General features: G+C 43.9%; 21 protein-coding genes. 13 read left to right on the plus strand and 8 right to left on the minus strand.

Annotation, left to right across the window (positions count from 1 at the left end; translation table 11 throughout):
• Positions 1–76 precede the first annotated feature (76 nt).
• On the plus strand, positions 77–1,297 hold the full coding sequence (locus tag ABIB39_RS02525; RefSeq protein ID WP_354427032.1) for a PQQ-dependent sugar dehydrogenase: 1,221 nt from the start codon (positions 77–79) through the stop codon (positions 1,295–1,297).
• A gap of 261 nt (positions 1,298–1,558) precedes the next feature.
• Here the strand turns inward: ABIB39_RS02525 and ABIB39_RS02530 are convergent, their stop codons facing one another.
• Both ABIB39_RS02530 and dapF read right to left on the minus strand, forming a co-directional pair.
• Positions 1,559–4,459 (minus strand): DEAD/DEAH box helicase, encoded by a 2,901-nt coding sequence (locus ABIB39_RS02530; RefSeq protein WP_354427033.1) that lies wholly within the window; start codon positions 4,457–4,459, stop codon positions 1,559–1,561.
• A 143-nt stretch (positions 4,460–4,602) separates the two neighbouring features.
• A complete protein-coding gene (gene dapF / locus ABIB39_RS02535) occupies positions 4,603–5,388 on the minus strand; it encodes a diaminopimelate epimerase (RefSeq protein WP_354427034.1) in 786 nt (261 codons plus the stop codon).
• Positions 5,389–5,573: 185 nt separating this feature from the next.
• Between dapF and ABIB39_RS02540 the strand changes: the two genes are divergently transcribed.
• Complete coding sequence (locus tag ABIB39_RS02540) at positions 5,574–7,109, plus strand: Do family serine endopeptidase (protein WP_354427035.1); 1,536 nt, start codon at positions 5,574–5,576, stop codon at positions 7,107–7,109.
• Positions 7,110–7,309: 200 nt separating this feature from the next.
• Here the strand turns inward: ABIB39_RS02540 and dtd are convergent, their stop codons facing one another.
• Positions 7,310–7,762, minus strand: coding sequence for a D-aminoacyl-tRNA deacylase (gene dtd / locus ABIB39_RS02545; RefSeq protein WP_354427036.1), 453 nt, complete (start codon positions 7,760–7,762; stop codon positions 7,310–7,312).
• A 31-nt stretch (positions 7,763–7,793) separates the two neighbouring features.
• Between dtd and ABIB39_RS02550 the strand changes: the two genes are divergently transcribed.
• Entirely contained in the window at positions 7,794–8,816 is a 1,023-nt protein-coding gene (locus ABIB39_RS02550) for a hypothetical protein (RefSeq protein ID WP_354427037.1), read from the plus strand.
• Positions 8,779–11,229, plus strand: coding sequence for a hypothetical protein (locus tag ABIB39_RS02555; protein WP_354427038.1), 2,451 nt, complete (start codon positions 8,779–8,781; stop codon positions 11,227–11,229). The genes ABIB39_RS02550 and ABIB39_RS02555 overlap by 38 nt, the downstream gene beginning before the upstream one ends.
• Here the strand turns inward: ABIB39_RS02555 and rsgA are convergent.
• The gene (rsgA, locus tag ABIB39_RS02560) at positions 11,226–12,143 is read right to left on the minus strand and encodes a ribosome small subunit-dependent GTPase A (RefSeq protein ID WP_354427039.1); all 918 of its coding nucleotides are present in this window, start codon (positions 12,141–12,143) and stop codon (positions 11,226–11,228) included. The two genes, ABIB39_RS02555 and rsgA, sit on opposite strands and share 4 nt — an antisense overlap.
• Positions 12,144–12,389: 246 nt before the next feature.
• Between rsgA and thrA the strand changes: the two genes are divergently transcribed.
• The 5 genes from thrA to ABIB39_RS02585 all read left to right on the plus strand — a co-directional run bounded on the left by thrA (position 12,390) and on the right by ABIB39_RS02585 (position 18,380).
• Complete coding sequence (gene thrA / locus ABIB39_RS02565; protein ID WP_354427040.1) at positions 12,390–14,840, plus strand: bifunctional aspartate kinase/homoserine dehydrogenase I; 2,451 nt, start codon at positions 12,390–12,392, stop codon at positions 14,838–14,840.
• Positions 14,841–14,923: 83 nt separating this feature from the next.
• Positions 14,924–15,910: a homoserine kinase gene (locus ABIB39_RS02570; RefSeq protein WP_354427041.1), complete on the plus strand. Its 987-nt coding sequence runs from the start codon at positions 14,924–14,926 to the stop codon at positions 15,908–15,910.
• A gap of 121 nt (positions 15,911–16,031) precedes the next feature.
• On the plus strand, positions 16,032–17,342 hold the full coding sequence (gene thrC / locus ABIB39_RS02575) for a threonine synthase (protein ID WP_354427042.1): 1,311 nt from the start codon (positions 16,032–16,034) through the stop codon (positions 17,340–17,342).
• A complete protein-coding gene (locus tag ABIB39_RS02580) occupies positions 17,335–17,769 on the plus strand; it encodes a hypothetical protein (RefSeq protein ID WP_354427043.1) in 435 nt (144 codons plus the stop codon). The genes thrC and ABIB39_RS02580 overlap by 8 nt, the downstream gene beginning before the upstream one ends.
• Positions 17,766–18,380: an HAD family hydrolase gene (locus tag ABIB39_RS02585; RefSeq protein WP_354427044.1), complete on the plus strand. Its 615-nt coding sequence runs from the start codon at positions 17,766–17,768 to the stop codon at positions 18,378–18,380. Before ABIB39_RS02580 ends, ABIB39_RS02585 begins: the two co-directional genes overlap by 4 nt.
• A gap of 60 nt (positions 18,381–18,440) precedes the next feature.
• Here ABIB39_RS02585 and ABIB39_RS02590 read toward each other — a convergent pair whose 3' ends face one another.
• Positions 18,441–20,741 (minus strand): TonB-dependent receptor, encoded by a 2,301-nt coding sequence (locus ABIB39_RS02590; RefSeq protein ID WP_354427045.1) that lies wholly within the window; start codon positions 20,739–20,741, stop codon positions 18,441–18,443.
• Between the two features lie 64 nt (positions 20,742–20,805).
• A complete protein-coding gene (locus tag ABIB39_RS02595; protein WP_354427046.1) occupies positions 20,806–21,066 on the minus strand; it encodes a hypothetical protein in 261 nt (86 codons plus the stop codon).
• Between the two features lie 205 nt (positions 21,067–21,271).
• Here ABIB39_RS02595 and ABIB39_RS02600 point away from each other — a divergent pair, with 205 nt between their 5' ends.
• The 4 genes from ABIB39_RS02600 (at position 21,272) to ABIB39_RS02615 (ending at position 23,593) form a co-directional block, all read left to right on the plus strand.
• The gene (locus ABIB39_RS02600; RefSeq protein WP_354427047.1) at positions 21,272–21,625 is read left to right on the plus strand and encodes a hypothetical protein; all 354 of its coding nucleotides are present in this window, start codon (positions 21,272–21,274) and stop codon (positions 21,623–21,625) included.
• 17 nt (positions 21,626–21,642) lie between these two features.
• Positions 21,643–22,353, plus strand: a complete 711-nt coding sequence (locus ABIB39_RS02605) for a peptidylprolyl isomerase (protein WP_354427048.1) — start codon at positions 21,643–21,645, stop codon at positions 22,351–22,353.
• A complete protein-coding gene (locus ABIB39_RS02610; protein WP_354428788.1) occupies positions 22,350–23,117 on the plus strand; it encodes an exodeoxyribonuclease III in 768 nt (255 codons plus the stop codon). Before ABIB39_RS02605 ends, ABIB39_RS02610 begins: the two co-directional genes overlap by 4 nt.
• 101 nt (positions 23,118–23,218) lie before the next feature.
• Entirely contained in the window at positions 23,219–23,593 is a 375-nt protein-coding gene (locus ABIB39_RS02615) for a response regulator (protein WP_354427049.1), read from the plus strand.
• Positions 23,594–23,657: 64 nt separating this feature from the next.
• Here the strand turns inward: ABIB39_RS02615 and ABIB39_RS02620 are convergent, their stop codons facing one another.
• Positions 23,658–24,194, minus strand: a complete 537-nt coding sequence (locus ABIB39_RS02620) for a hypothetical protein (protein WP_354427050.1) — start codon at positions 24,192–24,194, stop codon at positions 23,658–23,660.
• A gap of 195 nt (positions 24,195–24,389) precedes the next feature.
• On the minus strand, positions 24,390–26,114 hold the full coding sequence (locus ABIB39_RS02625) for a S41 family peptidase (RefSeq protein ID WP_354427051.1): 1,725 nt from the start codon (positions 26,112–26,114) through the stop codon (positions 24,390–24,392).
• Positions 26,115–26,120: the final 6 nt, after the last annotated feature.

Below are 26,120 nucleotides of genomic sequence, written 5' to 3' on the forward strand. Positions count from 1 at the left end.
ATTATATCTGTTACGAACGTATGCCATTAAAACCAAATGGGGTTTAATGTGGTAATATCCTTAAAACTATTTATTTATGATAATATATTATAAAAAAACCTTGTTAGCTATGGGTTTGTCCGCTGTGGTATCTGTTAGCTATGCTGCTGATATTGCAAAACGCGATACCACGCTTGCGCCCGTAGAAACGCAAAACCCAAATACTACCTACAAACCAGCCTTTAAAGGACAAACACGTATAGGCGGTATAAAAACCAAAACGCCTTATACGGCTACTGTTATTAACAGCACCTTAAAAAATCCATGGGGCATCCACGTATTGCCGGATGGGCGCTTTTTAGTGACCGAAAAAGGTGGTACTATGCGCATACTAAAAGCAGGCGGCGGATTTGATAAGCAAATAACAGGCTTCCCGGCGGTGCTGTTTAAAGGGCAGGGCGGGTTGCTTGATGTTACTATTGACCCGGCATTTACCACTAACCATATGGTCTACTGGGGCTATGCCGAACCCACCGACAATGGCGGCGTATTGGCTATTGCCAAAGGCAAGCTATCGGCTAATGAAACCACGCTTGAGAGCGTAGAGGTTATCTACCGTGCTACGCCTGCTTATAAAGGAGGCTTGCAGTATGGCTGCCGCATTGTGTTTGATAAACAAGGAAACCTGTTTGTAAGCACCGGCGAACGTAGTGGTAACGACATCCGCATGAAAGCACAGGACCTTAGCGCTGGGATCGGCAAGATCATCCACATTACCAAAGCGGGCAAAGCTGTTGCAGGCGGCCCTTTTGCGGGGAAGGCAAACGCTTTACCGGAGGTTTATGCATACGGAATCCGCAACCCGGATGGTTTGGCCTGGAACCCTGTAACCGGCGAATTATGGGAATCAGAATTTGGCCCACGCGGAGGTGATGAAATCAACATTATTAAACCCGGCCGCAATTACGGCTGGCCCGTGGTTACTTACGGGATAGAATATAGTGGCGAAAAAGTAGGCGACGGCATCCAGCAAAAGGATGGTGTTACCCAACCTGTTTATTACTGGGACCCAACTATCTCGCCGGGCGGCATCACCTTTTACACCGGCAACATTGCTGAATGGAAGAACAACCTGTTTGTTGGGGGCTTAAGCGGCCAGCATATTGCAAGGCTGGTTATCCGCGCCAATAAAGTTGTAGGCGAGGAACGTTTGCTAAAAGATAAAAACGAACGCTGGCGTGCCCTGGTAACCGGTAAAGACGGTGCCCTTTACGGTTTAACCGATAGCGGGAAACTTTACAGGATAGGAAAAAAATAATTAAATATGATTAAGGCTGATGAAACATCAGCCTTTTTTGTTTGCGCATAGTTTTATTACCTACATTGGGAAAGCAGTATTGGCTTGCGCGATAGCAGGGAGAGAATTATAGTATTATTTAAACATGAAGTGGTGGCACTATTTTGTCAGTTAATTAAATTTCAGACAACCTCATAATCAGTTGTTTATAAAGTGTTGCCTGTGTTCACCAACGTGAACGTGAACATTTGCCCAAACGAAGCGCAGAAATTGACGTAAATTCTACCCCAGTATCTCCTTAATATCATCCGCGGTAAGCGATTTGATAAAACTGTCCTCGGTGGTGATCAACGCGCGAGACAGGCTTAGCTTGCGCTGTTGCAAGGCAAGGATCTTTTCTTCTACGGAATCTTTGGTGATGAATTTATAGATGAATACATTTTTGGTTTGGCCAATGCGATGCGTGCGGTCAATAGCTTGCTGCTCTACCGCCGGGTTCCACCATGGGTCGAGGATGAAAACATAGTCGGCTTCAGTTAGGTTTAGGCCCACGCCGCCGGCTTTTATCGAGATCAGGAACACCCTTGTTTTTTTTTCCTCCTGGAACTGTTTTACTACGTCGCCTCGGTTCTGTGTGCTGCCATCCAGGTAAACATAGGGGATGCCTTCCTTATCAAAGTGGTTCCGGTAGATGGTCAATTGCTTTACAAATTGTGAGAACACCAACACCTTGTGGCCGCCGTTTAATACGCTGGTTAGGGTATGGGTAACGTTCTCAAATTTGCCGCTGTCGCCTTCGTAATCCGCATCTATCATAGATGGGTGGTTGGCTATCTGGCGTAATTTTATTAGCCCCTGCAATACCTGGATCTGTGTTTTGGCGTATGTGCCATCCTCAATGCTGCGAAGTAGCTCGTTCCGGTATTCTGATTTCACTTTATCGTACACCTCGGCCTGCTCCTCGCTCATCTGGCAATACAGCAAGGTTTCGGTTTTTGGCGGTAACTCGGTTGCCACCTGCTCCTTGGTACGGCGCAATACAAATGGTTTGATAATAGCCTGTAGCTTACGGGCTTTATCCTCGTCCTTCTTTTTCTCTATCGGCGTCACAAACTCGTTTTGAAAGAATTGTTGCGAACCCAACAAGCCCGGGTTGATGAACGACATCTGCGTCCACAGGTCATTAACCGAATTTTCTACCGGTGTACCGCTCAGGATCAGCTTAAACCTTGATTTTAACTGCCTTACCGACTGGAAAGATTTTGACGACGGATTTTTGATGTTCTGGCTCTCATCCAATATCACATAATCGAAAAAGTAAGCCTTAAACATCTCGATATCTATCCGGCTGATGCCATAAGTGGTAATCACCACATCGTAATTAGCAAATACCTCTGCCGATTTGTAACGGAACGCGCCGGTATGCACCATCAGCCTCAATTGTGGAGCAAATTTCTTAGCTTCATTAAGCCAGTTATAGATCAGGGAGGTCGGCATAATAACCAGCGATGTGGCTTTGCTACCGGCATTCTCTGTGTCCTCCTTGTGCTTTTGTAGCAGGGCAAGGGTTTGGATGGTTTTACCAAGGCCCATATCATCGGCAAGGCAACCGCCAAAATGGTACTCTTTTAAAAAGTGGAACCAGTTATAGCCTGCCTTTTGATAGGGCCGTAAGCTACCCGCAAAATTTACCGGCATGGGCATATCTTCCGTTTCTTCAAAATCGGTAAGTTTTTGCAATTTGCGGTTCATGGCAACTTGGGCCATTTCGCCGTCGCTTAACTCGTTTACTAACCCTATGTGGTGCCTGCGGAGTTTTAATTCATCGCCACCCTCGCTAAAGTGCAGCAGATTGCCGTATTGCGAAAACCAACTTTCGGGAATAACGGCAATCTCGCCCGATGGGAGTGTAAATTCTTTTTTATGGTTAAGAATATGGTTTTTTAATTGGATGAAGGGGATGCGGTACGGGCCGAAATATACCACGGCATTAATGTCAAACCAGTCGTTATTTTCGCTTATCTCCAGGTCTATCTTGGTATTGCCAAACACGTAGCGCTTTTGCCCGTCGGGCTGTTCTATTTCAAAACCCTTTTCGAGCAGTTCATCATGGTGCTGGTTCAGCCATTCAAACACAGGGAACGATCGGTCGCCCTCGTCGTGGTGATTAGCTACTTCTAAGTTCTGGAATAGCGACGATACCGTTTTTAACCCCATCCCCTCTAAGATCGAAAGCTTTCCCTTTTCCCAGGTAACCGACCGTTTGATGCGATGAAACAGGTAATCGTCGCCCGTTTTTTCCATCCTTACAGATATAGTCCTGCCATCCCCATAGGGAAAAATATAGCCGGCGTATTTAAAATAAAGCTGTAATTGCGATGCGCCGCCTTCTACGTAGATAGGTTTCAAGAAAGCAGTTGCATCATACTTTTCGGTATTTATAGTAAAACCTTCGGCGTACACGTTATGCTTTTCTATTAGCGGGGCAACAAACTTTTCAAAGTATGATTGTTCTGATGATTTAGGTATGGATATAAAACGTTTATTAAGAAAGGGCTGGAGTTTTTTACCCTCTATCTCCTTATCAAAATAGTAAAGGGTATCGTCCAGCAGCATCCAGGCGGGGTGGTTGCAAATCACCTCGGCATCTTTAAACATAAATTCGATGCGCATGCCCTGGTATTTGATGGTAGGGAAATAGCGGATCTCCTCCTCGCTGCGCCTGAAATGGAACAGTACCGAAGCCGGCTCATCTGCAATATGCACCTTGCGCCCGGCGGGGTAGCCCTCTTTACTCATGAGGTAAATTTGCTTGTTGCCGCTACCTAATAAGGCCAATGCCTCAACCAGTTTCTTTTCAATTTTTGGGCGGATAGTATCAAATAGTTGATCGGTAAAGATCTTGGCAAAAAACTCGAACGGCCGAATGGGCTTCTTGTAGTATTTTTTAATAACGTTCCCCTGCTCAATATCCTCCAGTATTTTAATCAGTTTACGGTCGGTATCATCAATACAATGGGTAAACTCCTCTGCAGTATTCGAGAATAAACGCTGGTGGGTAAAAGAAAATTCGCCGTTGGGGTTCAACTGAACAATGTGCGGCTCTATCACGTACGACAGGTAATCGTGCCGGGCAATGGCATAAATTATTTGGCAGGGCTTGGTGCTGTCTACGCGTAACATTAACTTTTATAAGTAAAAAATTAATAGAAGTTACGCTGAGAAAAAATTCAAACGTAATGTAAAAAAACGACACCCTAAAATTTTAAGGCGTCATTTTTTTAAGAGCGTAGTGAATTGGCTGAATAGTGATTGGTTGAGAATAACTAAAGCGCTATCACCCCCTCAAAAACCAACTCGGCGGGGCCTTCTAAGAAAATGTTGCTGAATTTTTCGCCGTCGTGATCAAAGCGGATGTTGAGATCGCCGCCTAAAACTTTTATAGGAGTGGTTACCCTACCCATTTGATGTTCGTGTTTGGCCATGGCCAGTGCCACAGCCGTAACGCCGGTACCACAGGCGTAGGTTTCGTTTTCTACACCGCGCTCAAAGGTGCGTACAAAGTAGCCCTCGTCTTTTTTCTCAACAAAGTTCACGTTGATGCCTTCTTGTTTGTAGGTGGGGTTATTGCGGATGGCGTACCCTTCGTTGTACACATCTTTAACCTCCAGGTTGGCGGCTAACTTTACGTAATGGGGCGATCCTGTGTTTAAAACGTAAGCATCGCCGTCTTTTTTTATCTCGGCAACATCTATCATTTGCAGGCTAACCCAATTACCTTCAGCTGAAATTTTGGCATGGTGCACACCGTCTGTAGCCAGAAACTTTGTCGTATCGGTAATCACCCCCAGGTGTTTGGCAAAAGCCACGATACAGCGGCCGCCATTACCGCACATGCTGCCTTCGTTACCGTCGGCATTGTAGTAAACCATTTTAAAATCGAATCCCGGTTCGTTCTCCAGCAGCATCAGGCCATCACCGCCAATACCGAAACGCCTGTCGCAGAGTGTTGCAACCGCTTGTTTATCAATACTTTTAATTACGCTGTCGCGATTATCAATCAGTACAAAATCGTTGCCGGCCCCCTGGTATTTATAAAAGTTTATTTGCACAATGCTTGCTTATATTGGTCGTTAAATATCAAAGTAGAACTTTACGTAACAAATATAGCCCGATGCTACTCTTAATTTAACAATTTTTAACAAAATTACATATACCTTATTATTGATTATATCGTCTATATGGTATTAAATTTGAGTCTCAGTATTAAAAAAGCAAAAGAAAAGTAAATAATAATATGAAAAAAATTGGTTTAACATTATTAACCGCCTTTGTGGGTGGTGCCATGGCGTTAGGCGTGTACAAGCTTGTGGAAAACAAGTATGCCGACAGCATGACTTTAGAGGATAAACAAAAAGTTTACTTTGCCAGCAACCGTTCAAACGCCCCGGTCACCTCATCGGCGGGTTCGGTAGATTTTACACAGGCCGCGGCCGATGTAACGCCAGCGGTAGTTTACATCCGTACAACGTATTCAACTAAAGCCGAAGGCGGTGGCCAGCAAGACCAGTTGGAGCAAATGTTTGGCCAGATGTTTGGCCAGCGCATGCGCCCGCAAGGCCCGCAGATGGCATCTGGTTCTGGTGTAATCATTTCTCCCGATGGTTATATTGTAACCAACAACCACGTGGTTGCAAAGGCCGAGAAAATTACCATCGTTACGAACGATCACCGCAGCTTTGACGCAAAAGTAATTGGTACCGACCCAAACACCGACCTTGCCCTGATAAAAATTGAAGGCAATAATCTGCCAATAGTAAAATTAGGTAACTCGGATGCGGTGCGTGTTGGCGAATGGGTATTAGCTGTTGGTAACCCTTTCAAACTTAACTCGACCGTTACAGCAGGTATCGTAAGCGCGAAAGGCAGAAGCATCAATATTATTGGCCGAGAAGATGACGAAGACAGCCCATACCCGGTTAGGCAACAGGATAACCCTACGCTTAGAAAAGGTATCGAATCGTTCATTCAAACAGATGCTGCCATCAACCCCGGTAACAGCGGGGGCGCATTGGTAAACACTGCCGGTGAGCTTATCGGTATTAACGCGGCTATAGCATCGCACACGGGTTCGTACGAGGGTTATGGTTTTGCTATTCCTATCAACCTGGCTAAAAAGGTGTTGAACGATATTAAAAAATACGGCACCGTTAAACGTGGTTATGTAGGCATCGGCTTTGCCGACCTTAGCGATCCGGAAGCTGCGAAACAAGTTAACAGCGATAAAACAAACGGCCTTTATGTAAACAGCCTGGTAACAGGTGGCGGTGCCGAGCAAGCAGGTGTTAAAACAGGCGATATCATCACCAAAGTTGAAGGCAACGCAGTTTACGAGTCATCTGACTTACAAGAGCGTGTTGCACGTTTACAGCCGGGCGACAAGATAAATATCACCGTTTTACGTGCAGGTGTAGAAAAGAACTTTAACATTACGCTTAAAGCAGATGCACCTATAAATAAAACCGCAGCAGTTTCTAAATCGGCCGCTGAGTTGTTCAACAAATTGGGCGCAAGTTTCCAGCCGTTAAATGCCGCGCAGAAAACCAAATTCCATGTAAGTACAGGTGTTGTAGTAACCCAGGTACGCGCAGGTGGTATTTTTGATGACACCGAGATCCCTGTAGGGTCGGTAATCACGTCCATCAACAAGCAGCCTATAGGCAGTGTTGCCGATATGGATAAAGTGATTACCAACCTAAAAAATGGCCGCCTGATCATCACCGGTTACTACCCGGATGGTGGTAGCTTTAGCAATGTTTTTGAGGTTCAATAATTTATAATTAAGTATTTATTATGTAGAAGGCCGGGGCGATTGCTCCGGCCTTTTTTGTTGGCCTCTCCCCGGCCCTCTCCGAAGGAGAGGGAGTAAAAGACAAAAGTTTTCACCCTCTTTGGTCAGCACAGACGATAGACCAGCGAAGCGTTCCCGATAGATATCGGGACGGGGTAAGTAAAATCATAAGTGTACGCGCCTTACTCCTTCACCTTTGTATCAATTGTAATCGTTACAGGGCCATCGTTCACCAGGCTAACTTTCATATCTGCCCCAAAAACACCGGTAGCTATTTTTTTCCCGGTAATAATTTCCAGCATTTTTATCATTTGCTCATACATCGGGGTAGCCTTATCAGGCCTTGCCGCACGCAGAAACGACGGGCGGTTACCCTTTTTGGTTTGCGCGAATAAGGTAAATTGAGAGATAAGCAGGATCTCGCCATTAACGTCGGCAAGGGCTTTATTCATCAAGCCATTCTCGTCGCCAAAAACGCGTAGGCCGGTTATTTTTTGAGCAAGCCATTGCAGGTCTTCATCGTTATCGGCATCCTCAATGCCTAACAACACCAAAAATCCTATACCAATTTCCCCGGTGATGTTGCCATCAACACGGCATGATGCTTCCGAAACCCGTTGTATTACTGCACGCATAGTACAATTATAAATTAATACTTTTGAAATAATGAAATTTCGCCCCCTATTGTTACTGCTTCTACAATTTACAGCGTGCAGGCACGATAGAAATATAAACACATCTTTTTATTACTGGAAAACCGCATACAGCGCCAACCCGGCGGAGTTAATGTACAGCCAAAAGCTCCATGTAAATAAACTTTATGTCCGCATTATGGATGTTAATATGGATCAAGCCGGCACAACGCCAATCCCAATCTCGCCAATCACGTTTAAAAATAAGTTGACAGATACAATGAGCATGGTGCCGGTAGTATTTATTGTAAATGATGTTTTAAAAAGTACAACCAAACCCGACCTTGACGACCTTACTAAAAAGATCCTTTATTTTGTAAAAGGAAAAGTGGAACAGGCCGGATTGCCCGACTACCAGGAACTCCAAATAGATTGCGACTGGACTTCAAGCACGCGCGATAATTATTTTTATTTGCTGCAACAAATCCGTAAAGAAACGAAGGCCGGGCAAAAAATGCTTTCAGTAACGCTGAGGCTGCATCAGCTTAAAAACCAAAAACGCAACGGCGTACCACCCGCCGATAGGGTGATGCTGATGTGTTATAACATGGGTAATTTGCGCAAGTATGGCAATCAAAACTCAATCTTAAATATCGCCGAAATGAAGAAATATATCAACAGTAACATTGCCGATTACCATTTACCTGTTGATGTTGCATTACCGCTTTTTAGCTGGGCCGTGGCGTTCAGAGATAAGGAGTACATCGGAATATCTAAACATGTGAGCTATCGTGACTTAAACAACCCGGCTCAATTTGCAAAACAAACGGGAAACCGTTATCGCGCAAAAACCGACTTGCCCCAGTACGGGTTTAAATTAAATGACGAGGTGCGATGGGAAAATACATCATTGTCCGCCCTGCTGGGTGCTGCGAAATATTTATCCGGGTTAATTAAATCAGATACCATAAATGTTGCCTATTTTCACCTTGACGAGGCAACCATTAAAGCCTTTAAATATGAAGACCTGGATAAAGTCACTAATTTGCTTAATTAGCTTCCTGATCTGTTTTTTTGGCGAGATATTGGTTAACGTAGCCTGTGGCCCGGAGGCGGACCCATACGATTATTACGCATCGTTTTTTCATAACACTATCCAGGGAAATAGCACATACCGGCCATTTTACTTTAATGGGTATGCTTTTTTAAATGATGATGAAAAACCCGCCAGCGAGGGGGGAATAAACTCGTCTGAGTGGGCAGCCTATCTTGGAAAAGGTACATCAGCGAATGACGTCGAAAAAGCAATGTACAGGTTAAGCAGCAAGGTAGATTCGGTACTGGTATTAACTTATCTTAAACCCAACAAAAAACTCCCTGATAGCCTTTATAAAAACACCTTTTTGAACGTGCTTGTTTCCGGCACAAAAAATAGCGGGCTAAACTATTACCGCTTTGCAAAAGGTGCAGAACCCTTAGCGGCGGTTTTGTTAGAGGACCGTTGGAACCCAAAAACGCCTGACCCGAAAGCCCTACGCGATAAAGGATACGAAGCTTTAAAGAGGGCGGGTGCCGAAAAAGATGCCTTTATAAAATTACGCTACTATTATCAGGCTCAACGAATGTTAAGATATTCGGGTGATTATAAAGTATCAAATAAAATCTACGATAAATATATAGCCGGTTCTAAATCACGAAGCCATGTCATGGGCTGGGCTTTATCCTTAAGGGCTGGTGGGGAATTAGCGGCCGGCAATAGCGCAAAAGCGGCCTACCTGTTTTCAAAAATTTTTGCCCTATATTCCGAGAGGCGAATCCAGGCTTTCACAAATTTTAACAATATCAATGAAGCCTCTGCTAATGTGCTAAAGTTTGCTAAAACCCCGGGCGAAAAAGCATTTGTTTATGCTATTAGTGGCCTGCACAATTCGCGCGTAAGCACAAAATCGCTGGAGCAGGTTTATAAGGTGTACCCACAGTCGCTGCTGTTGAAAGTTTTATTGGTGCGCGAAATAAACAAAATTGAAGAGCAGTATTTGTCTGTTAAACTACATAAAACAGCTATATATAACCCATACAGCTATTACGACTTTGTGGGCGAAGACAGTACCGCCAAAAAACAGGCCGCGTACCTCCCCACATTAAAGGCATTTTGCCAAAAGCTTGCTGCTGAGCGTAAATGTGCCGAACCTGCCCTAGGTAGCTTGGCGTTTTCATACCTTTCTTGGATAACGGGCGATACCCGGGACGGGTTGAAAGCATTGGCTGCCATAAAAAACCAAAAATTAAAAAGCAACCTTGCGAATCAGCAACAGCTGATAAAACTATTGCTGCTAACGCAAAAGATAAACAAACAACGTATCCTTAACGAAACTGAGCTCGTGCCGTCGTTAACATGGTTAAATAAAATGATAGCGCTGGAAACACGGGCGTTTAACCTCACGGGAGGGAAAGGATATAATGAAAGCTATGATATGAGGCAATACGCCCGGTCAGCACGCGATTTTTATGCGCAGGTATTAGCGCCGGCCTATTTAAGCAGAAAAGATACCGCGATGGCCGGGTTGGTTTTGTTGAAAAGCCAGCTGTGTTATTCTTATATAGATACCTACAGCGAATACCACCCGCCAAGACCGCCCGGTTTTGATATACCCGATTTTTTACAGCGTAAGCTTCATTCAGGTCACCTCAATAATATTATAAGCTGGGCAAAAGCACCCGTTAAAACCCCGTACATTAAACAGCTTACTACCGGTATAAACAAAAACGTCTATTACAATTTGTATGATCTGTTAGGTACTTCATTTCTTCGCGAACATAAATATAGCAGGGCCGCAGACGCGTTCAAGAAACTTCCGCCGTCGCTCTCAAAAAGAACACCAAATGATTGGGATAAAACGTTGCATTCAGACCCATTTATAAGCCATATGCTTGATTTTCCAAAGGCATACACCAGCTCTGTAAAAGGTTATACCAAATTACAGTTTGCCAAACGCATGGTATCCTTACAAAACAAGGTGAAGGCCGATCCAAAAAAAGCGTCGTCATATTATTATATCATGGCCAATGGGGTTTATAATACGGTGATGGATGGCAATGGGTGGTATTACATTTCTTATACCAATACTTCTTATGACCGGTATCGTGAAGCGACGGAGTACTATGATGGAGATTTTCTTAACGCCCTGTACGCTGAAAAATATTATTTAAAAGCATGCAGCCTAAGTAAAGATCCTGAGTTTAAAGCAAAGTGCACTTTTATGGCTGCAAAATGCCAGCAAAAACAAAATTTATATAATTTGATGGGGATACATTCAAAAGATGAAGATTATAACATATTGGTTAGGCAAAACCCCTATTTTAGAGAGCTAAGAAACAATTATAAAACAACCGCTTTTTTCAAACGAGCTACAAACGAATGTAGCTACCTGCAAGATTTTTTAAATGCAAGGATAAGGGTTGGCCGTTAAGCCCTTGTGTCATTACCATTATAAATACTCAAGTAACTATCATATCGGGATAACGAGATATCGCCGTCTTCCAACGCTTGTAGCACCGCGCAGCCGGGCTCGTTGATGTGTCGGCAATTATTGAAACGGCATTGGTTCATCCGTTTGCGCATCTCCGGGAAGAAATGGCTTAGCACTTCTTTTTCTATATCAATAACGCCTAATTCGCGAATGCCGGGCGTATCAATGATGGATCCGCCTTGCGGCAGTTCAAACATTTCGGCAAAGGTAGTGGTGTGCATCCCCTTGTCACTCCATTCAGATACCATGTGGGTACGCAAGTCAAGATCAGGCAGCAAGCGGTTGATAAGGCTGGATTTACCTACCCCTGAATGGCCCGAGAAAAGCGTTACTTTATCTTTCAACAACTCCTGCACATGATCGATATTAGTGCCCTCCAAAGCCGAAACCGAGTAACAGGGGTAGCCGATGTTCTCGTAAATGGCCTGGTAATCTGCTAAGATCTCTAAACCTTCTTTGCTAAACAGATCCAGTTTATTAAATATCAAACAGGCGGGGATATCGTAAGCTTCGGCAGTAACCAAAAAGCGGTCGATAAAGCCAAGCGAAGTACGGGGCGATGCAAGGGTTACCACCAATAAAGCCCTATCAAGGTTTGCGGCGATGATCTGCGCCTGCTTGGAAAGGTTGATGGACTTGCGGATTATATAGTTTTTACGCTGATGTAAATTGGTTATTATGCCTGTACCTTGCTCGGGCTCCATATCAAAATCAACCACGTCGCCAACCGCTAATGGGTTGGTAGTAGTTATCCCCTTGATCCGGAACTTACCTTTAATTCGGCAGTCGATAGTTTCGTCGCCAGATCGTACCTGGTACCAGCTCCCGGTTGATTTTGTTATCAGTCCCTGCATACGGCCGCAATTTAGGAAGATTTAAAGGGTTTGAAAAAATAAAACAACTTTAGATTTGGTTATTAAAATAAAATCTACTTACTTTACCGATATAATATATATGAGAAATAACAACACCACCATTACAACAATTATTACCACCGGGATATATTTCGGAGGAAGATAATCGTATGGTGTAAAAACATAAACAAAACCAAATGAAAGCCTTCCTCCGCAAAGAGGAAGGCTTTTTTATTTTATCACAAAATGAAAATTCTAAAGTTCGGCGGCACGTCGGTAGGTTCGGTAAACAGCATCAAAACTTTACTGGAAATTTTAAAGGATGAGGATAAGCTAGGCAACCGCCCGGTCGTGGTATTATCTGCCATGGGCGGGGTAACCAATCTGTTGGTATCAATGGCCGAGGATGCTGCCAATGGCAAAGAATTTACCGCGCAGTTAGCTGAGTTAGAGAAACGCCATTTTGATGCTGTTAAGGCGTTGCTTGACGTACAAAACCAAAACCCTGCATATACACGCTTAAAAATTCACTTTAACCAATTAGAGGAATTGCTGCAGGGCGTGCTTACCTTGCGCGAACTTACTCCCAAAACCCGCGACCAGATATTGAGCTTTGGCGAACGTTGTTCATCATTAATGGTGAGCAAAATTGCCGCCCAGCACTTTAAGGATGTGCTGTTTGTTGACGCGTCGGACCTAATAAAAACCGACAGCGCCTTTGGCAACGCCAAAGTAAACAGCGAGCTAACCGACTTGCTTATCAAAACGTTTTACCGCGAAAACAGCGATAAGCTGCTCATCGTAACCGGCTTTATCGCGGGCAATGATGCCGGGCAAATAACCACCCTTGGCCGTGGCGGCAGCGATTATACCGCGGCAATATTAGGCGCGGCATTAAATGCTGAAGAGATTCAGATCTGGACGGACGTAAATGGGATGATGACTGCCGACCCGCGCATGGTGCAAAAAGCATTCCCGTTAGAAGAACTTACTTATACCGAAGCGATGGAGTTATCCTATTTCGGCGCAAAGGTGATCTATCCGCCAACCATGATCCCGGCGTTTTTAAAAAAGATCCCTATCGTGATCAAAAATACTTTTGAGCCAGCTTTTGCAGGTACAGTTATCCGCCACGATTGTAAGGCGTCTACCTTACCTATCAAGGGCATCTCGTCTATCAATAACATCAGCATCCTTAATTTAGAGGGCAGCGGCATGGTGGGTAAATCGGGTTTTAGCGGCAGGTTATTTTCGTTGCTTGCGCGGGAGCAGATCAATATCATCCTCATCACCCAGTCATCATCAGAGCACAGCATTACCTTCGCCGTGCAGCCAAACGAGGTTGATAAGGCAAAACTTTTAATAGAGCAGGAGTTTGAACTGGAGCTATTGGCGAATAAGCTGGAGCCATTGGTAGTAGAAAAAGACCAGGCCATATTAGCCGTTGTGGGCGAAAACATGAAACAAACCCCCGGCATGAGCGGGAAGTTGTTCCATGCGCTTGGCCGTAACGGTGTAAACGTAAGGGCAATAGCGCAAGGATCGTCAGAGTATAATATCTCGGTGATCATCTCTGCACATGACTTAGCTAAGGCTTTAAATGCCGTGCACGATGCCTTCTTTATCGAACTAACCAAAACGCTGCATGCGTTCTGCTTAGGCACAGGCAATATCGGTAAAACGTTGTTTAACCAACTAAATGCGCATAAAGATTTTTTACAAAAGAACAACGGCATCCAGGTAAAAATAGTAGGCATCAGCAATACCCGTAAAATGGTTTTCAATGCCGATGGGTTGTCTTTAGATACTTGGCAAGACGATCTGCAGGCTTCAGAAAACGCCGCTGACTTAGCAGGCTTCATAGCCAAAATGAAGGAAATGAACTTGCCGAACTGCGTGTTTATCGATAACACCGCCAGCCCCGCACCCATCGCTTTCTACGAGGATGTTTTTAAAGCCAACGTATCAGTAGTAACCTGTAATAAAATAGGCAACTCCGCATCGTTTGCGCAATACAAAACTTTCAGGGATACCGCACGCAGGCACGGTGTAGATTTCTTTTACGAAACCAATGTGGGTGCAGGCCTGCCCATCATCCGTACCTTAAAAGATTTGATGAGCAGCGGCGATCGTATCCAACGGATAGAGGCTATCCTGTCAGGAACTATATCTTTCATCTTTAATCATTTTAAGGGGGATGCCAACTTTCACGATGTGGTGAAAGCAGCGCAAGAAAAAGGTTATACCGAACCCGATCCTCGTGACGATTTGAGTGGTAAAGATTTTATGCGTAAGATATTGATCCTTGCCCGCGACGCAGGCCATGAAATGGAAGAGGCCGATGTACAGATAGAAAGCGTCTTGCCAAAAGCATGTTTGGAAGCGCAAACTGTTGAAGCTTTTTACGACGCGCTCAAAGCCGAAGATGCCTTCTTTACCAATTTGAAACAACAAGCCGAAAAAGACAAAAAAGTATTGCGCTACATAGGCAAGCTGGAAAACGGCAAGGCATCCATCACCCTGCAAAGTGTTGACGAAAGCCACCCGTTTTACATGCTGAGTGGAAGTGATAACATTATATCATTTACTACCGATAGGTATAAAGACCGCCCATTGGTTGTAAAAGGACCCGGCGCAGGTGCTGAAGTAACCGCAGCAGGCGTGTTTGCCGACTTGATAAATGTAGGGGCGAATTAAGGGCGCGGAATTTTAATCTGAATACAAGATAAGGCTTGATCTCCTCTTAGAGGACAACGATGTGTTCTAATGAATAAGATAATATGAGTAACGATATACAAGATTTAAAAAAACCAGCCAAGGCGGGTAAAAACGCATTGGATAGCATCCACGTCTTTGCCCCGGCTACGGTTGCCAATGTGGTTTGTGGGTTTGATGTGCTGGGCTTCGCGGTTAATGAACCCGGCGATGAGGTAATTATGAGAATCACCGATAAACCCGGCATCACCATTAGTAAAATTACCGGCGACGATGGCAGGCTGCCGCTTAACCCGGCAAAAAACACGGTGAGCGTAAGCGTAGAACATTACCTGCGCAGTATCAATAGGATGGACATTGGCCTGGATATCGAACTTCACAAAAAAATGCCGATAGGCAGCGGCTTGGGGTCAAGCTCGGCCAGTACCGTTGCTGGGCTATTTGCAATTAAAACATTAATGGGCGATGATACCGATCCATCAACTCTGCTGCCTTTTGCCATGAAAGGCGAAGAGATGGCATGCGGGCATGGCCACGCGGATAACGTTGCACCTGCTTTGCTGGGTGGTTTTGTATTGATCCGTAGCTATGAGCCATTGGATGTAGTGCGTTTGCCTCATCCTAAAGATCTATGGTGTGCCATTGTATTCCCCGATGTGGATGTACCTACAAGAGAAGCAAGGCAGATCATCCGCAAAAACATCCAGATGAAAGATGCCGTAACCCAGTGGGGAAATATTGCAGGTTTGGTAAGCGGTTTATTTATGGAAGATATTGACCTTATTGGCCGCAGCATGAAAGACGTTTTGGTAGAGCCTGTGCGCAGCATGCTTATCCCCGATTTTTACGAAATGCGCGAAATGGCCATGGAATTGGGCGCGGTAAGCTTCGGTATCTCGGGCTCGGGCCCTTCGGTATTTGCCTTTACCCGCGATGAGGAAACGGCTAAACGCATCACTGCTAAACTACAAAAGCATTTAACAAGTATCAAAATAGGCTCTAACGGCTACGTGTCAACCATAAATGATGCCGGGCCACGGGTATTGGGATAATAGCCCCACCCAAGCCCTCCCCGAAAGGGAGGGCTTATTAGAAAAGCGGGAATACATCAATACAATATTAACACATAAAATTAAAGTCTCCCCTTTCGGGGGAGATTTAGAGGGGGCTTAAATGAAATTCTACAGCACTAATAATACAAACCTAAGGGTTGGATTCAAAGAGGCGGTTTTTAACAGTATGCCGCAGGATAAAGGCTTATACATGCCGGTTGAGATACCAAGGCTTGATGATAAATTTTTAAATAATATTGATCAATATACCCTGCCGGAGATCGCGTTCCACGTGGCACAAAACTTTTTGGGTGACGATATTCCTGCGGATGACCTGAAGGCTATTGTCCATGATGCCATTAACTTTTACGCACCTGTGGTAAAGTTAGAGGCGAATGTTTACGTTTTAGAGCTATTCCACGGCCCTTCATTGGCGTTTAAGGATTTTGGCGCGCGCTTTATGAGCCGCATAATGAGTTACTTTTTAGAAGAAGGCGAAAAGGAATTGGATGTACTGGTTGCCACATCCGGCGATACGGGCGGCGCAGTTGCACTTGGCTTTTTAGGTGTGCCCAATACAAGGGTAACCATCCTTTATCCCAAAGGCAAGGTAAGCCAGATCCAGGAATTGCAGTTGACCACGAACGGCCAAAACATCCGTGCGCTGGAAATTGACGGTACTTTTGATGATTGTCAGGCTTTAGTTAAACACGCTTTTGCTGATAAGGAATTGAATGAGAAATTCCGCCTTACCTCGGCAAACTCTATCAACATAGCCCGCCTTATCCCGCAAACATTTTACTACTTCAATGCCTACGCGCAATTGCTTCGCGAGGGTATAAGCAATGTTGTATTCGCCGTACCAAGCGGCAATTTTGGCAACATTGGCGCTGGTTTATTAGCCTGGAAAATGGGTTTGCCTGTAGCGCAATTCATAGCGGCTACCAATGCCAATGATACAGTACCTGCATTTTTAAAAACAGGTGTTTATCAACCTAAGCCATCTGTAGCAACATTATCAAACGCAATGGATGTGGGCAACCCAAGCAACTGGGTGCGCATAGCCGACTTATTTAAAGAAGACCCCGAGGCCCTCACAAAACTTATTGTGGGCTATACCTATAGTGATGAAGAAACACTGAAGTCAATAGAGGCAATATACCAGGAATACAATTATGTGGCATGCCCGCATACAGCTATTGCCTGGAAAGCTTTAAAAGCCTACCAGCAAGATCACAGTGTTAAAGATACTGCCGGCGTATTTTTAGCAACGGCGCACCCGTGTAAATTCCCGGATGTATTTACGCCTGAAATTGCAAATAAAATTGAAATCCCTGAGCAAGTAAACGCCTTGGCGAAAAAAGCGCATCACGCAACAAGTTTAGGTACAAGCTTTGAAGAATTTAAAGGATATTTGCTAAACAATGTTTAGCAATATTGCCATGTTCAAAAGTGTGTTTTTAAAGGCCCTAACTGTAGTTACATTTATGGCGGCGTTATCAGGTTGCGATATAAAAAAAGAAAAGTTTACCACAGAAGGCTGGAACGATGGAGATGGTATTACCTTCCCTAAGCGTAACGGCATGGTTGATGATCTGCTGGCTACGCATAAACTAAAAGGGCTAACCTTTAAACAAGCTTTAGGGTTGCTTAAATACCCACAACGTACCGGTATTACCGAAAAGAAATTTGAATACGAGATCGTCCGTAAGATGGATGGTATTGATACGGTTTACGCTAAAACGCTTGTACTTTACATGAGTAAGGATTCGGTGGTGAGCGATTATAAGTTAACTGAGAAAGACAATAAGGAAAAGCTCAAACTGAAATTTGAAAAACAGAATGCTGCTAAGAAATGATTAATACCATCATATTCGACCTTGGGGCGGTGCTTATCGACTGGAACCCGCATTATCTTTATCGTAACTTATTTGCCAACGAGCAGGAGATGAAAGATTTCCTGGCGAACATTACCAAGCCTGACTGGAATGAAGAGCAAGATGCCGGCCGCTCCTTGCATGAAGGAACCGAATTGCTGGTTGCCCAACACCCTCATCACGAAGAAAACATCCGCGCGTTTTATGGCCGGTGGAACGAGATGCTTGGCGATGCCATTGAAGGCTCGGTCGAGATTTTTAAACAACTTAAAGATAGCGGCAATTATAAAATTTATGCCCTTACTAATTGGTCGGCCGAGACTTTCCCCATTGCTGTAGAACGTTTTGATTTTCTTAACTGGTTTGACGGCATCGTTGTATCGGGCACCGAAAAAATGCGCAAGCCCACACCTGCTTTTTATAAGATATTATTAGACAGGTATCACGTAAAAGCTAAAAACGCTCTGTTTATTGACGATAACCTCCGCAATGTTTTAGCGGCAGAAAAACTGGGTATCAAATCCCTGCTCTTCACCTCCCCGGAAAAGCTAAAGCGCGACCTGGAAATTTTAGGGATCAACCCGATCATATAAAAAGCGAAAGCCCCGGTAACTACTCCGGGGCTCTCTTTCTAACTAACTAAACTAACTATACTATTTATTGGTTCCAAAAGGTATATAAACCCCCAAGGTTATGTTACGGCCCATGTTGTAAACCCCGTAAGTCGGGTCTTCCTGGCTGTAGCGGCCCGGCCTTAAGCGGCTAAGGGCATCGTAATATGCTTTATTGGTAAGGTTGGTGCCCGATACATAAAGTTTCAAAGACTGCTTACCAATATTAAACGTAGCGCCTACACCTGCGTTAAGTAAGGTGTAGCCATCTGTTGGCGTTTCGAAGGTGGCGTCAACACGGTTCTGTTTAAAAAAGTTGTCTATACCCGCGTAGAAGTAAAAGTCCTTAATGCCTTTAACTTTTGGTTCAAAACGAAGGGTATTATGCAATGTGCCGGCAGGTATCAACGGCAAAGGCCTGTCGAACGTGGTGTTTTTTGCTTCGGTGTAGCTAAAAGTATTCTCGAAGTGGATGAATGATACAGGGTGCAACGTTAAGTTACCTTCAAAACCATATAAGTTAGCATTCACCTGCCCGTAGCGATAAGTATCAAATTGCCTCGGCAAGCCTGTAGCCGGGTCAACTACCGTAGTTTGTTCTTTGTTGGTATTTGATGCATAAATAAAATTGTGGATGTAATTTTCGTAGACCCCAAAGCTACCGGTAACGAAGCCAGATCCATATTCTAAGGTACCATCTGCCTGGTAACTCTTCTCCGGATTCAGGTTAGCATCACCAATTTCGTATCGGCTTGTACCTTCGTGTACCCCGTTGCTACCCAACTCAGCAGGGTTTGGCGCACGGAAAGCAGAACCGGCATTAGCCTTAAAGCTTAGCACATCGTTAAAAATATGGGTGTAACCCAGGGCTGCACTCACGTTAGAGAATTTATTATCAAATCCAACAAATATAGGGTTGCCGGCGTCGTCATTTTGGGCTTTGCCTTTGTTTATAATATAATCGAAACGAGCACCTGCGCTAAACGTGTTTTGTCCCCATACTTTTTTAGCATAAACGAACGCGCCCGTGCTGTACTCATCGTAAGCCGGGATCAATAGTTCCTCACCAAGATTAACACTATGGCTTAGGCTGCTGCTTAAACCAACAACCGGGTGCCATCCGTTATGCTCGGGCAGGTAATACTTAGCATCTAACGAATAAGTATTCATATCGAAGAACAGGTTTGGCGTTGGATTGTCCTCCAATTCGCGGCGCTGGTTTTTCTGGTACCCAAGGTCTAACTTTAACGAGCTGCCACCGAACTGGAAGTTATTATTAAGCGCTAATTTATAGTGGCGGATGTCCTGGCGGGGGTAATCTAATGTGCGGCTTTTATTGTCGTTATACAAAGGGTCGCCAGGTTCTGCATCGTAAAAGCCGATGTTATCTTTAAAGTATGAGAAGTTTAAGTGCGAGTAGCCCCAAGATTTATTAAGCCCTAACATACCGCTAACATTGGTTTGGTTAAAACCACTGTTGATGTACCGGCCCGCAGGTGTATTAAATGAATAAGCATTTTGGTAAGTGCCGCGGCCCCTCCACACAAAGCCATTCTCGTTACCGCTTAACATTACAGATGTATTGTTAAGGCCGTTATTAGTGGAATAGTTGGTTAAAACCTCGCCTGCAATGTTGCCTTCTGAGGGCGTCGGCGGGTCAATCACGTTGATAACACCCCCCAATGCATCAGAGCCATATTGTAATGATGCAGCACCACGCAGCACCTCTACACGGCCGGCAGCAAACTGGTCCATTTCTATACCGTGCTCATCGCCCCATTGCTGGCCTTGCTGTTTAACACCATCATTTAAGGTAACTACTCGGTTGTAGCTCAATCCACGAATAACGGGTTTTGAGATGGCCTGGCTGGTTGTTATCTGGCTTACACCCGGCACCTGCCTGGCTAACGCATCAATTAAGTTTGTTGATGAACCCTGCAACTGCTCTTTGGTAACTACCGATGCCGATGTGCTGTTACTGCGGCTGCCTGATGTAATGGGGGTGCCGGTGATCACCACCTCGTGAGATTCTATTACACTTGGTTGCAGAGCAAAGACCATTGGTGCAGCAGATGAAAAATCTACGGTTTGGGTCAGCGTTTTGTAGCTAAGATATTGTACCTGCACTACAAAACGGCCTTTGGCCGGGATCGATTTGAACGAGAATTCGCCATTGTTGTTGGTGGCCACAGAAAGGCGAAGATCGGGAATATTTACAGTGGCGCCAATCAACGGCTCGTTGGTTTTGGCATCAACAACTTTACCCTTAAAGTCTATAACATCTGCAAATGCAGACAACTGAACGAACAAAAATATAAAGCAATATATAAGCTTAAGTTTCATAATAATAAATTAAAGAAATACGATAAAATGCCACATGACGCGGCGTTGAAAAGATAGGTAAGTATTATGAAACTACAGGGGGCGCACGGCCTTGCGATAATACAAGGGCAATGCTTTTAAAATCATACTCAAAAGTAATGAAGGTATGATTTGAAGGGGTAAATGACGCGTATTGATTATTGCCGGGCAGCTCCATGTAAGTATGGTGCATACTATCGCAAAGCTGGCATTTTTCTTTAATGTCCTGCTTTGAGGTGTTATGGCAATCGGTGCAGTTTTTTGCGTGTAATGTTTTTATGATGTTGTGCTGGTGGGCAAATACCATATACTGCCCTGTTATGAAACAGAGCATCAGCGCCCATGCGCAAAAAATATGGTAAGTGCTTTTTTTCAAAACAAGCTATGCATTTAGCAATACAACGCAAAAGTAGTTAATAAAATGCTAATCATATTTTAAGTACGTAACAATGTTGTTAATTGAGCACAATGATAAATGCTGATAACCGTGCTACATCAGTATATTTGCCCTTATGAAACCTGCTGAGATAAATTTAAAATGGGCCGCATTGCAAGACAAAATTGCAACAGAATTCGACAATGAAAAACCCGACATTAAAGTAGTGATGTTTTTGATAGGTGTTCAGGAACTGGGGCAGGGCGCCAAAAAATTCAGTAAAAGGCAAAAGGAAGAACTAATGCATATTGCCAACTGCAAGCTGTTTAGCAAAATGGGCTTTTATGAATTGGAGGGGCTTGATCAAGATGGCTGGCCGCACTGGAAACTGGTGAAAGTTGTTCCCAACTACACGATATTAGAGCAAGAGATGTTGATAAAATCGCTTATAATCGACTATTTTGAATCGGAAATGGAATGGATTTTTTAATAGGATAACCGAACGATATGAAAAAAATATTTATTATTTGTTTATTGCTGCTTACCATAAGTATAGCTTTCGCCAAACCGCCCAAAAACCAATACGTTCGTATTAAAACAACGTATGGAAACGTTATAATCCGCCTATATAACCAAACGCCGCTCCACCGCGATAATTTTATAAAGCTTACCAAGCAGGGCTTTTATAATGGGACATTTTTCCACAGGGTGATACAAAACTTTATGATCCAGGGCGGCGACCCGGACTCGCGCGATACCGCGAAAAACAAACCCGGCGCCGAACTGGGCAACGGGGATTTAAAGTACACGGTGCCCGCAGAGTTTCGCGATAGCTTATTTCATAAACGAGGCGTATTGGCCGCTGCGCGTGATGACAACCCTAAGAAAGCGTCAAGCGCCTGCCAGTTTTATATTGTAGAGGGCAAACGCTGGACGAACGGTAAACTTGATACATTAGAAATGACCCGCTTAAAAGGACGTAAGATCCCAACCTGGCAGCGCGATATTTATACCACCGCAGGTGGCGTGCCACATCTCGACCAAAATTACACCGTTTATGGCGAAGTGGTTACAGGTATTGATATGGTTGACCAGATAGCCGCTGTTAAAAAAGATGGAAACGACAGGCCGGACAATAACATACCCATGACCGTGGAACTACTTAGCAAAAAAGAGTGTAAACAGATGGACAAACTGCTATGGCCCAAAGTAAAATGAAGATAATTACCTATAATGTTAACGGCATTCGTTCGGCTATAAGTAAAGATTGGTTGGCATGGTTACAAGCCACCGACGCTGATGTGATATGCTTACAGGAAATTAAGGCCACGCCAGATGTAATTAAAGAGCTTGGCCTTGTTGATGCATTAGGCTACAACCACTACTGGTTCCCTGCCGAAAAGAAAGGCTACAGTGGCACTGCGATATTCAGCAAAACAACCCCAAACCACATAGAGTACGGATGTGGCATCCACGATTTTGACCGCGAAGGCCGTTGCATCAGGGTTGATTTCGATGAAGTATCAGTAATGAGCGCCTATTTCCCTTCCGGATCAAGCGGCGATGAGCGCCAGATCTTCAAATACCGTTTCCTGGATGAGTTTGGTAAATATCTTATCCTTTTAAAGGTAGAGCATCCAAATTTAGTTATCTGCGGCGATTACAACATTTGCCATAAACCTATTGATATTCATAACCCAAAGTCAAACGCCAACTCATCGGGCTTTTTACCCGAAGAGCGCGAATGGATGGAGAATTTTGTAGAGTCGGGCTTTGTAGATACTTTCCGGCATTGTAACAAAGAGCCGCATAATTATACCTGGTGGAGTTTCCGCTCTGGTGCACGTGGCAAAAACCTTGGTTGGCGTATTGACTATGCCATGGCAAGTAAGGAACTTGTAGATAATATTAAACGCTGCGCTATACTGCCAGAGGCAAAACATTCAGACCATTGTCCCGTATTGCTGGAACTTGAGTTTTAAGAATTGTGAACGTGTTTGTGATGTGCGTGATGCATTATATATCTAATTAAAAAATTTGCTTTTTTTAAAACTTATTTATAGCTTCACCCCTCTACTTACCAATGAGCGACAAAGCAAAAAAAATCATCATTTTTGATGATGATGAAGACATTCTATCGATCTGTAGTTATATCTTAGAAGAACAAGGCTGGGAGGTTCATACCTTTACGGACTGCAATGATATTACCGAAAAAGTTAGCGGTATATCGCCCGATGTTATTCTGATGGACAATTGGATCCCTGACGCCGGCGGCATCATTGCTACCCAAACCCTTAAAAAAGACGAAGTGCTAAAAAACATACCTGTGGTGTATTTTTCGGCCAATAGCGACATTCAGTTGCTTGCAGATCATGCCGGCGCGGAAACATATCTTGCCAAGCCTTTCGACTTGGAGGAGTTGGAAAAAGTGATCAACTTAGTGCTAATAAAAAACTAAAAACAATAAGGAATAAAAAGCGTCCCGAAATTTTCGGGACGCTTTTTATATTATATGGCAATTATTAATGGCCTTTACCGTGCCCGTTTCCTTTATTACCATGGTTGCCATTATCCCCGTGGTTGCCATTGTTTCCTTTGTATTTTACAACCTTTTTATGCTCTACAACACGAACGGGGCGGTTATAATTGTTGCCAGCCCAATGGTTGCTATATTTAACGTCACGGCTATCGCGTATAATGGTTTGACCTTTATGGCCTTTATAATTGGCATACTTAGTACGGTAAACGGTGGCGCGGGTCCATGGCCTTGGCTCGTTTACAACGACTTTATAACCATTGTATAGGTTGTAGTTACTGTATCTTGCCGGTAAACTTGCATGGCGCACCCAACTATTGTTCTCAAGGTAAATGTATTGATGAGCCGGTACATCGTAGTAGCTATCAATATCCGGCATATAGTAATAATCTGCATGGTCGTAACCTGTCGGGCCCCACTCAGGCTGGCTGCCGATGTTAAGGCTTAAACTAATTTGCGCATCGGCAGATTTGTATGCTATACAGCTAAAAAATATTGCTGCAGTGATGATAATCTTTTTCATAACGTTGTTTTTATGTTTTAATGCAGGTATGACAGATATAGCTTGTTATAGTTTAAACTTAAAATAGTTATAACATCGATGTTACATCAAAATAAAAGAGGAAAGGCAGAGGATGCAAAATAACCTCCAAATAGTCGAAAAGCTTTGTATTTGTATGGTTAAATCGTCTCGATTCTTGGCTCTTATTTCTTGCTTCTAATCCCTATCTTCTTTTTTACCGGCCATGGCTAATACGGGTTTGCCTATGGTTTTATAATCGCCTATTCCTTTAAGGATAGCTGCCAGCTGAGCTTTATCCTGCATCGTTTTTACAGCTTCGGCCAGTTCCTTATCATACTTAAAGTTAGCTTCGTAGCGGCCTTTCTCGTACGCATATCGCGATGCTATTTCGTTTTCAAGCACCTGCTTTATTTCTTCCTTATGTAGTTGCAGATCGTTCTTTTTGCTGCTGGCCATTTTGGCTTTAAGCGCCTCATACTCGGCCTGGATCTCGGTAAACTGCTTCTCTCTGGTCGCTTCTGTTTTTAAGCTGCCCAGCATTTTTTCGGATATGGTGCTATAAGTATAATTCTTACCTTCCAGGTATTTGGTAAAATCGGCATACCCTTCATCTGTTAAAGTAAAGGATTTTGGGTCTATAAGCTGCGGATGCGCGTTACGGTATTTTGTAGCGTAATCAAAAACAAACAGCTTGCTTACCAGCGTTTGGGTAATGTTAGCGAACCTATCCTGCTTTATATAGATATCCGGGTATATGCCGCTGCCATCATAAACCGAGCGGCCATTACGGGTTTTAAACTCGTGGATAGATGAATCGGCCATTTTAATAACACTACCATCATCTTTACGATGGCTGTAATCCAACTCTTGAACACAACGGCCCGATGGTACGAAGTATTTAGCCACCGTTACTTTTACCAAACTATTGTAAGGCAGGTTAAAGGTTTGTTGTACCAAGCCTTTACCGTAGCTGCGCTGGCCTATTATAATAGCCCTATCCAGATCCTGCAACGCACCGGCTACAATTTCTGATGCTGATGCCGAGCGGCTGTTAACCAATACCACCAACGGTAAATTTGGTTCTAACGGAGTTGATACCGTATTATAAGTAAAATTCTTTTCTTTGACTTTTCCGCGTTGCGATACCACCTGTACATCTTTTTGTACAAACAAGTTCACAATTTTTACGGCTTCCTGCAAGATGCCGCCACCGTTAGATCGTAAGTCGAGGATGATACCGTTGGGGTTGTTCTTTTTAAGAGCAATAAGCGCGGTAGTTACTTCTTCGGCCGAGTTTTCTAAAAACTTGTTCAGTTTTATATAACCCATGTTGTTGGCTACTATGCCGGTGTAAACTACATTTGGCTGTTTTATTTCGTCGCGGGTGAGGGTTTTTACAAGAGGAGTATCTGCGTCACGCTTCATTAACAACTTAATAACCGCGCCTTTAGATCCTTTAAGCAATTGGCTTATCTGGTCGTTAGTTTTACCGATAAGCTCAATATCGTTTATCTTTAGCATCTGGTCGCCCTGGCGTATATCTGCCTTTTGGGCCGGGAAACCGGCAAATACATCAGACACATAAACTTTGCTATCACGCAAAAAAATGCTTGCACCTATGCCACCATATTGGGTGCTTACATAATGCAGTTTGTAATCTTCAATTTCAGATTCGGGCACAAACTCGGTATAAGGGTCCAGCCCCTCCAGCATAGCATCAACACCTGTTTTAATCAGTTTTGCCGAGTTTATATCATCAACATAATTAATGTTAACCTCTTTATATACCGATGCAAATACATCCAGGTTTTTCGAGATTTGGAAAAGATCGTCCTGAAAACTCCATAAACTAACAGCAATTGCCAGCCCGCCAATATATATCGCCGGTTTTTTGTATTTGCTTATCACACTTTTTTCCATGCTCCC

The organism is Mucilaginibacter sp. UYP27 (assembly GCF_040547175.1).
In the GTDB taxonomy this organism is placed as follows: Bacteria; Bacteroidota; Bacteroidia; order Sphingobacteriales; family Sphingobacteriaceae; genus Mucilaginibacter.

Coding starts and splice junctions, on each gene's coding strand:
- ABIB39_RS02525 (WP_354427032.1), top strand. CDS start 77: ATGATAATATATTATAAAAAAACCTTGTTAGCTATGGGTTTGTCCGCT.
- ABIB39_RS02530 (WP_354427033.1), bottom strand. CDS start 4,459: ATGTTACGCGTAGACAGCACCAAGCCCTGCCAAATAATTTATGCCATT.
- ABIB39_RS02540 (WP_354427035.1), top strand. CDS start 5,574: ATGAAAAAAATTGGTTTAACATTATTAACCGCCTTTGTGGGTGGTGCC.
- dtd (WP_354427036.1), bottom strand. CDS start 7,762: ATGCGTGCAGTAATACAACGGGTTTCGGAAGCATCATGCCGTGTTGAT.
- ABIB39_RS02550 (WP_354427037.1), top strand. CDS start 7,794: ATGAAATTTCGCCCCCTATTGTTACTGCTTCTACAATTTACAGCGTGC.
- ABIB39_RS02555 (WP_354427038.1), top strand. CDS start 8,779: ATGAAGACCTGGATAAAGTCACTAATTTGCTTAATTAGCTTCCTGATC.
- rsgA (WP_354427039.1), bottom strand. CDS start 12,143: ATGCAGGGACTGATAACAAAATCAACCGGGAGCTGGTACCAGGTACGA.
- thrA (WP_354427040.1), top strand. CDS start 12,390: ATGAAAATTCTAAAGTTCGGCGGCACGTCGGTAGGTTCGGTAAACAGC.
- ABIB39_RS02570 (WP_354427041.1), top strand. CDS start 14,924: ATGAGTAACGATATACAAGATTTAAAAAAACCAGCCAAGGCGGGTAAA.
- thrC (WP_354427042.1), top strand. CDS start 16,032: ATGAAATTCTACAGCACTAATAATACAAACCTAAGGGTTGGATTCAAA.
- ABIB39_RS02580 (WP_354427043.1), top strand. CDS start 17,335: ATGTTTAGCAATATTGCCATGTTCAAAAGTGTGTTTTTAAAGGCCCTA.
- ABIB39_RS02585 (WP_354427044.1), top strand. CDS start 17,766: ATGATTAATACCATCATATTCGACCTTGGGGCGGTGCTTATCGACTGG.
- ABIB39_RS02590 (WP_354427045.1), bottom strand. CDS start 20,741: ATGAAACTTAAGCTTATATATTGCTTTATATTTTTGTTCGTTCAGTTG.
- ABIB39_RS02595 (WP_354427046.1), bottom strand. CDS start 21,066: ATGGTATTTGCCCACCAGCACAACATCATAAAAACATTACACGCAAAA.
- ABIB39_RS02600 (WP_354427047.1), top strand. CDS start 21,272: ATGAAACCTGCTGAGATAAATTTAAAATGGGCCGCATTGCAAGACAAA.
- ABIB39_RS02605 (WP_354427048.1), top strand. CDS start 21,643: ATGAAAAAAATATTTATTATTTGTTTATTGCTGCTTACCATAAGTATA.
- ABIB39_RS02610 (WP_354428788.1), top strand. CDS start 22,350: ATGAAGATAATTACCTATAATGTTAACGGCATTCGTTCGGCTATAAGT.
- ABIB39_RS02615 (WP_354427049.1), top strand. CDS start 23,219: ATGAGCGACAAAGCAAAAAAAATCATCATTTTTGATGATGATGAAGAC.
- ABIB39_RS02620 (WP_354427050.1), bottom strand. CDS start 24,194: ATGAAAAAGATTATCATCACTGCAGCAATATTTTTTAGCTGTATAGCA.
- ABIB39_RS02625 (WP_354427051.1), bottom strand. CDS start 26,114: ATGGAAAAAAGTGTGATAAGCAAATACAAAAAACCGGCGATATATATT.